Origin of the sequence: Jiangella gansuensis DSM 44835 (assembly GCF_000515395.1) — a bacterium.
Lineage (GTDB): Bacteria > Actinomycetota > Actinomycetes > Jiangellales > Jiangellaceae > Jiangella > Jiangella gansuensis.
This window is the reverse complement of sequence record NZ_KI911782.1, coordinates 1,770,946-1,783,211: the sequence shown is the minus strand read 5'-3', so window position 1 is coordinate 1,783,211 and position 12,266 is coordinate 1,770,946. Positions and strand designations below refer to the sequence as shown.

Annotated in this window: 10 protein-coding genes; 2 read left to right on the top strand and 8 right to left on the bottom strand. The window is 69.3% G+C overall.

All coding sequences use genetic code 11. From position 1 onward, the window contains the following. Positions 1-8 precede the first annotated feature (8 nt). Entirely contained in the window at positions 9-794 is a 786-nt protein-coding gene (locus JIAGA_RS0108690; RefSeq protein WP_026875356.1) for an electron transfer flavoprotein subunit beta/FixA family protein, read from the bottom strand. A 238-nt stretch (positions 795-1,032) separates the two neighbouring features. Between JIAGA_RS0108690 and JIAGA_RS28500 the strand changes: the two genes are divergently transcribed. After that, positions 1,033-2,322: a glycosyltransferase family 4 protein gene (locus tag JIAGA_RS28500; RefSeq protein ID WP_084469570.1), complete on the top strand. Its 1,290-nt coding sequence runs from the start codon at positions 1,033-1,035 to the stop codon at positions 2,320-2,322. 115 nt (positions 2,323-2,437) lie between these two features. On the opposite strand, the gene JIAGA_RS28495 is transcribed toward JIAGA_RS28500, so the two are convergent. The 7 genes from JIAGA_RS28495 to JIAGA_RS28475 all read right to left on the bottom strand — a co-directional run bounded on the left by JIAGA_RS28495 (position 2,438) and on the right by JIAGA_RS28475 (position 11,572). Beyond that, positions 2,438-3,514: an HTTM domain-containing protein gene (locus JIAGA_RS28495; RefSeq protein WP_051425879.1), complete on the bottom strand. Its 1,077-nt coding sequence runs from the start codon at positions 3,512-3,514 to the stop codon at positions 2,438-2,440. Further along, on the bottom strand, positions 3,511-4,260 hold the full coding sequence (locus JIAGA_RS32955; RefSeq protein WP_026875355.1) for a DUF5819 family protein: 750 nt from the start codon (positions 4,258-4,260) through the stop codon (positions 3,511-3,513). The genes JIAGA_RS28495 and JIAGA_RS32955 overlap by 4 nt, the downstream gene beginning before the upstream one ends. 72 nt (positions 4,261-4,332) lie before the next feature. Continuing rightward, entirely contained in the window at positions 4,333-5,394 is a 1,062-nt protein-coding gene (locus JIAGA_RS28485; protein ID WP_051425878.1) for an HTTM domain-containing protein, read from the bottom strand. After that, the gene (locus JIAGA_RS0108665; RefSeq protein WP_157552903.1) at positions 5,391-6,122 is read right to left on the bottom strand and encodes a DUF5819 family protein; all 732 of its coding nucleotides are present in this window, start codon (positions 6,120-6,122) and stop codon (positions 5,391-5,393) included. The genes JIAGA_RS28485 and JIAGA_RS0108665 overlap by 4 nt, the downstream gene beginning before the upstream one ends. Before the next feature lie 264 nt (positions 6,123-6,386). Further along, complete coding sequence (locus JIAGA_RS0108660; protein ID WP_169738839.1) at positions 6,387-7,910, bottom strand: choice-of-anchor G family protein; 1,524 nt, start codon at positions 7,908-7,910, stop codon at positions 6,387-6,389. Positions 7,911-8,490: 580 nt separating this feature from the next. Continuing rightward, positions 8,491-10,665, bottom strand: coding sequence for a choice-of-anchor G family protein (locus tag JIAGA_RS28480; protein WP_035812285.1), 2,175 nt, complete (start codon positions 10,663-10,665; stop codon positions 8,491-8,493). A 232-nt stretch (positions 10,666-10,897) separates the two neighbouring features. Further along, positions 10,898-11,572, bottom strand: a complete 675-nt coding sequence (locus JIAGA_RS28475; RefSeq protein ID WP_211239576.1) for an acyltransferase — start codon at positions 11,570-11,572, stop codon at positions 10,898-10,900. A gap of 91 nt (positions 11,573-11,663) precedes the next feature. Here JIAGA_RS28475 and JIAGA_RS28470 point away from each other — a divergent pair, with 91 nt between their 5' ends. Beyond that, positions 11,664-12,230: a GNAT family N-acetyltransferase gene (locus JIAGA_RS28470; RefSeq protein ID WP_026875352.1), complete on the top strand. Its 567-nt coding sequence runs from the start codon at positions 11,664-11,666 to the stop codon at positions 12,228-12,230. Positions 12,231-12,266 lie beyond the last annotated feature (36 nt).

The window sequence follows — 12,266 nt, the reverse complement described above, 5'->3', positions numbered from 1 at the left end:
CGACCCCCTCAGACGAACTTCCGCGCGGCCAGGAACTCGGCGAGCTTGACGCCGCCGTCACCGTCGTCGGTGACGACCTCGCCCTGAGTGCGCTCCGGCCTCTTGGCCACCTCGCGCACCACGGACAGAGCGGCGTCCAGGCCGACGGCGCCGGCGTCGACACCGAGGTCGGCCAGCGACCACGTCTCGACCGGCTTCTTCTTCGCCGCCATGATGCCCTTGAACGACGGGTACCGCGGCTCGTTGATCTGGTCGGTCACCGACACGATGGCCGGCAGCGCGGCCTCGACGGTCTCGGACGCGACCTCGCCGTCGCGCCGGCAGGTGACGGAGGACTCCGACGCCGTCACCTCACCGACGAACCCGACGTGCGGGAGGTCAAGGTACTCGGCGAGCATCGCCGGCACCACGCTCATGCCGCCGTCCGTCGACGCCATGCCCGTCAGCACCAGGTCGACGTCGCCGACCTTGCGTACCGCGGCGGCGAGCACCTGGGCCGTGGCCAGCGCATCGGAACCGTGCAGGGCGTCGTCGACGACGTGGACGCCGGACGTGGCACCCATCTGCAGCGCCTTCTTCACCGCGTCGGCCGCCCCCTCTGGGCCCATGGTCAGCGCGACGACCTCGACGGCGTCACCTGCGTCGACGATCTTGAGAGCTTCCTCGACGGCGTACTCGTCCAGCTCGGACAGCAGGCCGTCGACTCCCGTGCGATCGGTGGTGTTGTCCGCCGGGTCGAATGTCCGGTCCGCGGTGGCGTCCGGAACGTGTTTCACCAGTACGACGATCTTCATGGCCGGGTCACGACCTCCTCCTGCGGGGCACGGATCGACGGTGACAGCGTGGCACCCGTCGCGAGGCTAGCCGACACCAGGGTGCCGGACCTCGATGCCGCCGATGTTACCCGCTGGTAACCGGAGCGCCAAGGGGGCCGGACGTGCGACACGTCACAGGGCCGAAGCGCGCGATATACCCCGATCCCGCGCCTTCACTCGGTCCCGATCAAGGGGCCTCCTGTGAGATCATCGCGCGATGCGGATACTTGTCGTGTCGTGGGAGTACCCGCCCGTGATCTACGGCGGCCTGGGGCGTCACGTCCATCGTCTGACCGAGGGCCTGATCGCCGACGGCCACGATGTCGCCGTCGTCACCCAGTCGCATCCCGACCTGCCCGAGGAACACGACGACAACGGCGTCAGGGTGCTGCGCGCGCAGCCGGACCCGCCCGCCGGTGAACGAGGTGAGGACCTCGTGCCGTGGGTGCTCTCGCTCAACACCAGCATGATGCGCGCGGCGCACCGGCTCACCCGCGAATGGGTGCCGGACGTCGTGCACGCCCACGACTGGGTCGACGCACACGCCGGCATCAACATCGCCCGCGCCATCGACGCCCCGCTGGTCGCCACCGTGCACGCCACCGAGGCCGGACTGTGGGACGGCTGGCTGTCCACGCCACTGTCGCGGGCCCGCCACGACATCGAGGCCTGGCTGGTCGCCGAGGCCACCCGCACCATCGTCTGCTCCGAAGCCATGCGGGTCGAGGCCGCGGCCGCCTTCGACGTCGCGCCGGAAGACCTCACCGTCATCCTCAACGCCGTGGACCAGCCGGCGTGGCGCACCACCGCCGAGGCCCGCCGCGCCACCCGCGAGCGCTTCGGCATCCCGCCGAAGACGCCGTTGATGGTCTTCGGAGGCCGGCTGGAGTGGGAGAAGGGCGTCGACGTCTGCATCGAGGCGCTGGCGCTGGTCCGGCAGCGCCACCACGACGCCCGCCTGGTGCTGGCCGGTGCCGGCAGCCAGGAGGTCAACCTGCGCCGGCTGGCCCAGCGGCTGCAGATCGACCACGTCGTCCAGTTCGCGGGCCGGCTCGACCAACCCGAACTGGCTTCCCTGTTCGGTACCGCCGACGTCGCACTGGTGCCCAGCTCGTACGAGCCGTTCGGCATCGTGGCGCTGGAGGCCTGCGCCGCCGGCACCCCGGTCATCGCCGGCGACAGCGGCGGCCTGCGCGAGGTCGTCGAGCACGACGTCACCGGCCTGTTGGTGCCGCCCCGCGACCCCGGCGACCTGGCCGCCGCGGCGCTGCGCCTGCTGGACGAGCCCGGATTGTCGCAGCGCCTCGTCCGCGCCGCCCACCAGCGCATCTCGCGCGAGTTCGTCTGGACGGCCGTCGCCCGCGAGACCGAGAAGGTGTACACCGCCGCCGTCGCCGACCCCCGGCCGCCGCGGCCCCGGCCGGCTCCCGCCATCGACGGCAACGTCCTGGCCGAGCGCCCGGCCGCGGTACAGCAGGCGTGGCGGCGCGTCCGCGGCGACCTCTGAGGGAACCGCTTCTCCCGGGGCTGTCCCCTGGTTCCCCGAGGTCCGGCTGCCTGCTGGCCTCTGGTGACGTCGTGGTCTCCAGTACCGCGCGACGCCGGAATCGGCTCCCGCCGCGTTACGGGAGGTCAGGTCGTGACGGGAAGCCAGCAGGGTCTCGGTGGGGCTCGGCTGACACGGCCGGCAGCGGTTCTCCGTCGGCGCCCTCCGGCTCGGGTGCCGCGGGTGGACGTCGTCGGGACCGGCGTACCCAGCGGATCAGCGACCGGTACGTGTCGTCGCGGATGAACACGGCGTCGGAGGCGATCATCGCCAGCGAGAACCACGGCAGCGCCATCGTGACCGCGATGCCCACGTGCATGGCGAAGACGGCCAGCAGCGCCAGCACCCGAGTGCCGCGACGCATCAGCAGCAGCGGGAAGAGGACCTGGACGAACACCGTCACATAGCTGGCGACGGTGACGAAGAACCCGCTCGAGTAGACCAGTTCGTTGAGGCCGGGCCACGCCGCGTACTGGTCGATCTGCAACGGGTAGTAGACCCCGACGCCCTCCTGCCACATGCTGCCCTGGACCTTCGACAGCCCCGACGTCATGTAGACGATGAAGATCTGTGCGGCGACCGCGATCAGCGCCACGTTGTGGAACAGCACGCCGACCCACTCCGGGGTGGCGACCAGCGGCCGGCGGCCAGGGCGCGCCCGGCGACGGGCGTCGAGCGACCACCGTCCGGACACGTCGGCGAAGCACAGGTAGAGCAGCATGATGCGCACGATGTTGTCGCCGGCGTCGTCGCCCAGCGGGTTCAGCCGCATCAGGCTGGCCACCGCGATCAACAGCAGCGGCGTGACGATCCGGGTGCGCCACCCCAGCGTGAACGCCGCCGCGAGCGCGGCCATCACCAGGTACTTCAGGGTGAAGACGGTGGCGGAATCGCTCTCGCTGAACACGGCGGTGAACGGGAACCCGTACTCGTCGATGGTCAGCCACGGTGTCAGCCAGCGCGCCCCGGGGCCCCAGACATAATGCCGGTCGGCGAAGTTCACCGTCAGCGAGCCGAGTACCGCCACGCCGAGCAGGATGCGCATCGTCGCCAGGCCGTAGGTGGCCTTCTTGCCGTTGAACAACCACTGCTCGCCGGCGTCGACGGTCCGGCCGAGGCCACGGCTGACGTACCCGATCGCCTCGCCGATCACGAGTCGAGCCCCTGCAGGACGTCGGCGAAGGCGTCCTCGTCCTGGTGCTCGTCGACCAGGACCGGCCGCCAGCCGAACTCGCGGGTGGTGAACGACGGGTTCTCCGGCGGGTCATGGCGTTCGTCCCACCGCGGCACCGGTGTGCGACGCAGCTGGAACTGCACCGCCACCACGTCCTCGCCCCACCTGGCACGGGCGAACTGGGTGGCGTAACCGGTGGCGACCCGGTCGGCGCGGACCATGTTGGCCACCCGTGACGACGTCTCGCCGCCCTGGGCGTCGACGAGGTCGTCGGCCAGCGGCTCCCAGTCCTCCATGTCCAAGTAGTCGGCGGCCATGATCTCCTGCTGCTGGTCGCTCAGATCATTCCATGCGCTGTTGACGCGCCGGTGCAGGTTGGAGGTGATGCGGCTGGCCCTGGACGGTGCCGGGCCGTGGTGCACGAGCGTCCACTCCATGAGGGTCGGGCGCTCCCAGTCCGTGGTGCGGACCTCGCCGGTCTGCGGATCGGTCACCTGAGCGCGCACCAGCAGTTCGTCCTCGGCGTTCACCGGGTTCGGGGCGAACAGGCTCCAGTTCTGCTGGAAGAACGGCCGCATGTACCCGGAGACCTCACCGCTGACGGACTCCTTGATCGGGTTGTCCGGCGCGTTCCACAGGAACGTGACGGCGACATGGATGGCCACCACGCCCACGAGGAAGAACGCGACCCCCTTGGCGATCGGCGGTGGGTTGACTCTCGACACGGCCGCCAGGCTAACCCTTCTCCATTGATCATCAACCGTTGACGGCGCTCCGGTGCCGCCGATCGTTGATGATCATTGGAGGGCGGGCACCTTGTCCGGCACCGGAGCGGGCCGCCGTCGTCGTCGCCGGTCGTCTCGCCAGGTCCGGAACCGGCCCGCGACGGCCGCGTATGTGGAGTCGCGGATGAAGATCTGGTCGCCGGCCATGATGAACAGCGAGAAGAACGGCAGCCCCATGATCACCGCGATCCCCATGTGCATGGCGATGACGCCGAGCAGGGCGACCACGCGGGTGGAGCGGCGCAGCAGCATCAGCGGGAAGAACAGCTGGATGAAGACCGAGAAGTACGAGACGACGAGCACCCCGAACGGGTTCGCCGACAGCAGGTCGTTCAGCCACGGCCACGGCCGGTACTGCCCCACCTGCATCGGGTAGTACACCGCCGTGCCGTCCTGCCAGTACTCGCCCTGCACCTTGTACAGCGCCGAGGCCACATAGATGATGCAGATCTGCGCGGCGACCGCCAGAACGGCGAAATTGTGCACCAAAGTGCCGAACAGCCCCACGTTGCGCTGGGCGCGGGCCGGGAGGGCGACCGACGACGGCAACAGCCGGCGCCCGGTGCCGGCAGCGCGCCGCGCCCGGCGGCGGGCGTCGAGCGACCACCGTCCGGACAGGTCGGCGAAGCACAGATAGATGAGCAGGATGCGGAAGATGTTGTCGCTCTGGTCGCCGTAGAGCGGGTTCGACTCGATCAGGCTCACCCAGCAGACGAGAAGCAGCGGCGCGACGACCCGGGTGCGCCAGCCCAACGTGAGCGCGACTGCCAGGGCCAGCACCAACAGCAGCTTGAGCGTCACCTCGATCTGGCTGCCGCCGCCGTCGAACAGCGTGAACGGCCAGCCGAAGCCGCCGTTGCGCGCCAGCGGCGACATCCACTGGCCGGCGTCGCCCCACAGGTAGTGCCGATTGCTCCAGTTGGCCAGCAGGAACCATACGGCCGCCAGCCCGAAGATGACCCGCACGGCCGCGACGCCGTACGTCGCCCGCTTCGCCCCCAGCAGCCACTCCTCACCGCGGGCGACCTGGCCGGCGGCGGCGTCGAGTGCTCGGTCGACGGCCGGCCCGATCATGAGCGGAACCTGCCGATCGCGTCGGCGAAGGCCTCGGTGTCCTGGCCGTCGTATTGGTAGAGCGGCCGGCGGCCGAACTCACGGGTGGTGATGGTGGGGTCGTCAGCGCGGTTGTCGAACCGCGGCGCCCGGGTCTCCACGATCTTGAACTCGACGTACTCGATGCCGGCGTCGCGCCCCCACCACGCCCACGCGAACTGCGTCGCATAGGCCGCCATCGCGCGGTCCAGCCGCAGGACGTAGGAGATGCGGGCGTCGGAGCTGTGGTCGTCGGAGGCCAGCATCCGTTCCTTCATCCGAGCCCACGCGTTCTCGTGATAGTCACCCGCGAGGACGGTCCGCTCCTCCGCGGTGACGAGGCGGTGCTGCTTGCGCATGTTGCCGGCCAGCCTGCGGGTGACGATGCCCGCGCGCGACGGCGCCAGGCTGTGCAGGATGTTGCCTTCGACCTCCACCGCGGTGGCGTCCACCCAGTCGGCCGGGGTGTCGGCGTCGTACCAGCCGCGCACCTGCAGCGAGTACTCGACGCTGATGGGAGTCGGAGCGAAGAGGCTCCACTCCTGCTGGAAGAACGGCTGCATGTACGACGTGAGCGAGGAGCCCAGCGTCTCCTTCGCGGCGTTCGCCGGGCCGACGAACACCGCCGTCGCCAGTAGATGGGCGCACAAGAGACCGCCCAGCATGCCGGCGACCACCTTGATCCACACCGGTCGTCGTGTGTCCTGCATCCTGCCCTGCCCTCGAGAGTGCACTGTGTGTGCTCGGTAGCCCGGCCGACCGCCTGACCGGCCGTGGCGTCAGGTCCTGCTCCGTGTGCCGCGATGCCGCGGCTGGACCGCAGTCTCGCGTCAGTCCGCGGCCTCGCGGCTGGAGCGCCGCGGCTGTGGTCCGGAAACGCCGATCCGGTGGGTCCGCGCCCTGGTATGGACGCGGACCCACCGGTGATCGACCACCGAACCGTGATGCTGGTGGTGCAGTGGTGTTACGCGGTATTACTCCTGCACGAGGCCACGACGACGGGTCACGGCGTAGGCCGCGATCCCACCGGCGAACATCAGGCCCAGGCCCAGGATCAGGAGCTGGCTGGAGCCAGCACCGGTGTCGGGCAGCTCCTCACCGTCGGTCTCCGTGCCGTCGGTCTCGGTGCCGTCGGTCTCCGTGCCGTCGACCTCGGTGCCGTCGACCTCGGTGCCATCGACCTCGGTGCCGTCGACCTCGGTGCCGTCGACCTCGGTGCCGTCGACCTCGGTGCCATCGACCTCGGTGCCATCGACCTCAACGCCGTCGACCTCAACGCCGTCAACCTCGGTGCCGTCAACCTCGACGCCGTCAACCTCGACGCCGTCAACCTCCACGCCGTCAACCTCAACGCCGTCGACCTCGGTCTCGGTGCCGTCGACCTCGGTCTCCTGGCCCTCGTCGAGCGTGTTCGGGCCGACGTGCGACTCGGCCAGCGTCAGCTCGACGCCGCCGTTGTCCAGGCCGCCCAGCAGGGTGACCTGCACGGCCGCGACGCTGTAGGTCTCGGACGTGGACGCCGCCTGGACGTCGTTGGCGACGCGCGCCGTAGCCGGAGTGGCCGCGGTGGTCTCAGCGATGTCCGGCTGGACGTTCACCTTGACCGACAGGATGTCGGCCAGGGCCTCGCCCAGGCCGTCGAGCAGGCCGTCAAGACCCAGGTTGCCCAGCAGGTCGCCCAGCCCCGAGCCCAGCTCACCGAGCAGCTCGGCGAGCAGGCTGTCGAGGATGTTGAACAGGCCCGGGCCGATCAGCTCACTGTTCGGCGGCAGGTCGTTCAGGCTCTCGAACACGGCGTCGAGGTCGATGACGATGGAGCCGTTCTCGATCCAGACGGCGGCGTCGTCGCCGAGCTCCAGGTTCAGGCCCGACAGCAGCGGCACGGTGATGACCAGGCGGCCACCGGCGATCTCGTAATCGCGGACGACCTCGAAGTCGTCGCCCACCGGCTGCAGATGAGCCTCGGACGACACGGCGCCGAGCTCGAGCTCGACGTCGGCGATGAGGTCGGTGAGGCCCTCGCCCAGAAGGTCGGTCAGGTCGAACGTGGCGTTACCCGGGAAGCCGGCGTCCACGCCGGTCCCCACGCCGCCGTTGTCGGCCACCGCACCGGTGGCCGCGTGGGAGGTGGCCCCGTCCTCAGCGGTTGCCCACTGGTTGACCGCGCCGAGCTCGATGATGTCGCTCAGCGGAAGCTGAACGCCACCCTCGATGTCGATGTTGATGGAGTCGAGCAGGGTGACATCCAGCGGGTTGGCCTCGGTGACCGGCTCGGGGTCGCCGAGGTTCTCGACCTCGACCCCGGCCAGCTCGGCGATCTGGTCCAGGTCAGTGCCCAGGACCACGCCATCCAGGAACCGCGCGCCAGCGCGCGATTCATCGCCCTCGGCCGCTGCGGCGGGCGTCAGCCACGCGCCCACAGCGAAGACGGGGGCAAGCCCAGCGGCGAGCAGCGTTGTCGCTGCGCGGCGCCGGCGCATAACAGGTGTTGCAGGCATGCCTTCTCCTCTTGGCATTTACATGGCGGGCTCCTCCGCAGCCATCAGATGTGCATTGGCCCGCGGAGCGTGATCATGAACCTACAGCCGCTCCGAGGACGTGTCTCGTACTTGGTGAATTTGACCCCGACGCCATCGACCGCCCATTCACCGCGGCCCGGTGCCTAAGCCCCGAAACGCTCTTTCCAGCTATTCACGACCAATGCCGATGAACGTCACGAAGCGCCCAGAAGCTCCGAATCGGGCATACGCGGATGTAACGGACGTATCACCCCGGACATATCGGGACAAAAGAGATCTTCGACTGGTCCGGACAAGGACCACTGGTCTAAACCGGACGGTTCGTGCTCGTGACCTAATCGTTACGTCGGAACGACACGCGGGACACTTTGCCGCGGCAATTCTTTCGCCCCTATGTCCAGGTCAGAACGCCATTGAGTGGAGGTCTCCTCATCCATTCGGCTGATAGCCACGGGGGTGCCGAATATGCCATCTGGCGAGCCGGCCGATATGACGGCGGCTGCGCATCCATCATTCGGATACGCAGCCGCCGGCAACCACTCGGCCGACCGGGCTCAGCTCAGCCCTGGTGCATGTCGCTCCTGCGGCTCACGGCGTAGGCCGCGATGCCCCCAGCGAGCAACATGCCGAGCCCGAGGATCAGGAGCTGGTTGGACTCGGCACCCGTGTTGGGAAGGTGCTCGTCGTCCTTGTCCTTGTTGCTGTCGTCGGTGTCGTCATGACCGGCCGGCTCCGGCTGAGGCTCCGGACTCCCCATGGTCTCGACGCCGTCGACCTCGGTCCCGTCGACCTCGGTGCCGTCCACCTCGGTGCCGTCCACCTCGGTGCCGTCCACCTCGGTGCCGTCCACCTCGGTGCCGTCCACCTCAGTGCCGTCCACCTCAGTGCCGTCCACCTCAGTGCCGTCCACCTCAGTGCCGTCCACCTCAGTGCCGTCCACCTCAGTGCCGTCCACCTCAGTGCCGTCCACCTCAGTGCCGTCCACCTCAGTGCCGTCCACCTCAGTGCCGTCCACCTCAGTGCCGTCCACCTCAGTGCCGTCCACCTCAGTGCCGTCCACCTCAGTGCCGTCCACCTCAGTGCCGTCCACCTCAGTGCCGTCCACCTCAGTGCCGTCCACCTCAATGCCGTCCACCTCAGTGCCATCGACCTCGGTCTCGGCGTCGCCCTCGCCGGTGACGTTCGGGCCGACCGTCGACTGGGCGAGCGTCAGCACGGCCGCCGGGGTGTCCGGCAACACCGCGATCTCCACCGCGGCGACGCTGTACGGACCGTCGCTGGCGCGCGCCGCGGCCTCGCCGACCGGGGCGTCCGGCTGGTCCGGCTGCACGTTGAGCTTGATCGACAGGATCGACGCGAGCAGCTCACCGACCGGCGTCAGCGCGTCGGTCAGGCCGTCCACCAGGCCGGCCGCCGCCTCGCCCAAGGTGGTCACGGCGCCGCCCTCGGCGAAGAGGGTGTCGTCGATGAGGCCGCCGACCACGTCGAGCAGCGTCGCCAGGAGCGGGTCGAGCAGCGCGCCGATCAGCCCCGGGACCACGCCCGTGCTGTTGTTAACGATCTCGGCCTCACCGGTGATGATGTTGCCGAGCGTGTCGTTCAGCACCAGGTCCAGCGTGCCGAGCTCGATACCCAGCAGCGGATCGGTCACCGTCGCCTGGATGGTGAGGTTGAGCATGGCCGCCTGCAGCGCGTCCTCGATCGTCGTCACGAGGTCGGTGACGAGAGTGTCCAGCAGCTCACCGATCGTCGTGGCCAGCTGGTCGATGACCGCATTGCTCAGCACCTGGGTGTTCGGCGCCTGCTCGTTCAGTCCGCCGAGCAGCGTGTCCAGGTCGATGACCAGGGTGCCTTCGGCGAGGTTGAGCTCCACGCCCGTGCCCTCGCCGAGCGGGGTGGCCAGGAACTCCTGCACCGCACCCTGAGGGTCGGTCTCGAGGGTCGCGGCGACGGTGACGTCCTCGGCCCCGACCACCTCCAGCAGGTTGAGCAGTGCGTCCAGCGTCTCCACCGCGCCCGTGACCGCACCGTCGGGCCCGACGAGGCCGTTGACGGTCTCGTCGAGGGTGCCGACCAGTTCTTCGATCTGCGGAGTGAGGTCCGCGAGAAGCGGCACGGTGAGCCGCAGCTCGCCACCGGCAATCTCGTAGTCGCGGGTGACCTCGAACGCCCCGTCGGTGACTTCCAGGTGCATTTCGGAGGAGATCGCCCCGAGTTCCAGCTCGAGATCGGCGATCAGGTCGGTCAGCGCCCCGCCGACCAGGTCCGTGAGGTCGAAGGTCGCGTTGCCGGGGAAGCCGGCCTCGACGCCGGTTCCGATGCCGCCGTTGTCGGCGACCGCGCCGGTCGCCGCATGGGACGTGCCGCCGTCCTCGGCGCTAGCCCACTGGTTGACGGCGCCCAACTGCAGGACGTCGCTCAGCGGAAGCTGCACCCCACCGGGGATCTGGAGGTTGATGGCCTCGAGTGCTGTCAGGTCGACCGGGTTGGCCTCGGTGACCGGCTCGGGCGTGCCGAGGTTCTCCACCTCGACGCCGGCCAGCTCGGCGACCGTGTCGAGGTCGACTCCCAGTACCTCTCCGTCGAGGAAGCGCGCTGCCGCGCGGGATTCGTCACCTTCGGCCGCCGATGCGGGGACCAACCAGGCCCCGACCACGACGACCGGAGCCAGCCCGGCAGCGAGCAGCGTTCCGGCTACTCGGCGCCGACGGCGATGGACAGCCGTGCCTGTCATGCCCTTTTCCTCATTTCAGGGGATGTGACGTTTCGCGCTGCCCGGCAGGTCGCCAGGGTTCGGCCCGCGCGAGAAGTGGGTGACATTGGACGGGTGTGATGTTACTAGTGCGACCACTCTCTTGACATAGAGAATTCGACTATTGACTGTCGTGCCTTCGAAAATGTGCCGCAAGAAGGCGTTGAGTCACGATTCCGGCCACATGCCGCTGAACTAGGGCGGGAAAAGCGCCCTATTCAGGCAATGCACCCGTTCCCTTTTCGGGCAAAACCGGCATCGCCTCCGGAATGGGGATCCGGCGTTTGAGGATTCGCGCCGGAACACCACCGACGACGGCGAAGTCGGGCACCTGGCCGCGGACGACGGCGTGTGCGGCCAGCACGCAGCCGCGCCCCACGACGGTCCCACGCAGCACGCTGACTCGGACACCCAGCCAGCAGTCCGGGCCGATGCGGACCGGCTCCTTGACGATTCCCTGATCCTTGATGGCGACGGCGGTGTCGTCGAAACGATGGTCGAAGTCGGTGATGTACGCCCAGTCGGCCAGCAGGGTCCGGGCGCCGATCTCGACGTCCAGGTAGCAGGTGACCGTGGCATCACGGCCGAAGACGACTTTGTCGCCCACCCGCAGTGTGCCCTCGTGAGCGCACAGCCGGGTCTGGTCACCGACGTGCACCCACCGGCCGAGCACGACCCGGCCGTAGCCCGGGCGGCCCATGGCCGTGACTCGCCGGCCGAGGAAGACCATGCCCTCGGTGACCACCTCGGGGTGCGTCAGCCGCAGCTTCGCCAGCCGGGCATAGCGCAACAGGTACCACGGGGTGAAGGCACGGTTCCGGACGACCCAGCGCAAGTTCGCGAGCGTGACGTAGCGCACCTGGCGGGGGTCGCGACGTCGGCGGAACACAGCCGTCACCGTAAGGCATCGGGCGGCATCACTGACCGGCCCGTTACGGCCACGAGACCGGTCAGTAACAGTCCCGACGGAACCTGAGGCCATGAAGAAGACACGACTCGCCGACTCGGCCCACCTGTTCGCCGGCTCGGGCGTCACCACCCGGCTCCGCGACGGACGGTCGGTCATCATCCGAACCGCCCTGCCGCAGGACGCCGGTGACGTCAGCGCGATGCACGTACGCTGCTCCACCGAAACCGTGCGCCACCGCTACCACTCCGTTCCGTCCATGACCGGACGGTTCTTGTCATGCCTGCTCGGCACCGACATCGCGCTGGTGGCCGAGGCACCCAACCACACGATCGTGGCCATGGCCAATCTCGGCCGCGATGCCGGCAACGACGGCGAGCTGGCCGTGCTCGTCGAGGACGACTGGCAGCGCCGCGGCCTGGGCACGATCATGCTGGACCACCTGGTCAGCATGGCGCGGCTCGTCGGGTACGGCGAGGTCTACACTGTCTGCCTCACCGGGGACGACTGGTTCCGTCGCGCGCTGGCCCGCATCGGCGCCGTGCAGGTGGAGCAGGCCGGTGGCTACGACGCGACCCGGTTGCCGCTGCGCCCGACGCTGGCCCGGTTGCCCGCCGAGCTCGGCACCACGGCCGCCTGACCGCGCCGGCCGCCGAGTCCCGCGCCGGTCGCCGAG

What these genes read in the sequence shown, in the direction of transcription:
- JIAGA_RS0108690 (WP_026875356.1), bottom strand. Translation starts at nt 794, where the DNA reads ATGAAGATCGTCGTACTGGTGAAACACGTTCCGGACGCCACCGCGGAC.
- JIAGA_RS28500 (WP_084469570.1), top strand. Translation starts at nt 1,033, where the DNA reads ATGCGGATACTTGTCGTGTCGTGGGAGTACCCGCCCGTGATCTACGGC.
- JIAGA_RS28485 (WP_051425878.1), bottom strand. Translation starts at nt 5,394, where the DNA reads ATGATCGGGCCGGCCGTCGACCGAGCACTCGACGCCGCCGCCGGCCAG.
- JIAGA_RS0108665 (WP_157552903.1), bottom strand. Translation starts at nt 6,122, where the DNA reads ATGCAGGACACACGACGACCGGTGTGGATCAAGGTGGTCGCCGGCATG.
- JIAGA_RS0108660 (WP_169738839.1), bottom strand. Translation starts at nt 7,910, where the DNA reads ATGCCTGCAACACCTGTTATGCGCCGGCGCCGCGCAGCGACAACGCTG.
- JIAGA_RS28480 (WP_035812285.1), bottom strand. Translation starts at nt 10,665, where the DNA reads ATGACAGGCACGGCTGTCCATCGCCGTCGGCGCCGAGTAGCCGGAACG.
- JIAGA_RS28470 (WP_026875352.1), top strand. Translation starts at nt 11,664, where the DNA reads ATGAAGAAGACACGACTCGCCGACTCGGCCCACCTGTTCGCCGGCTCG.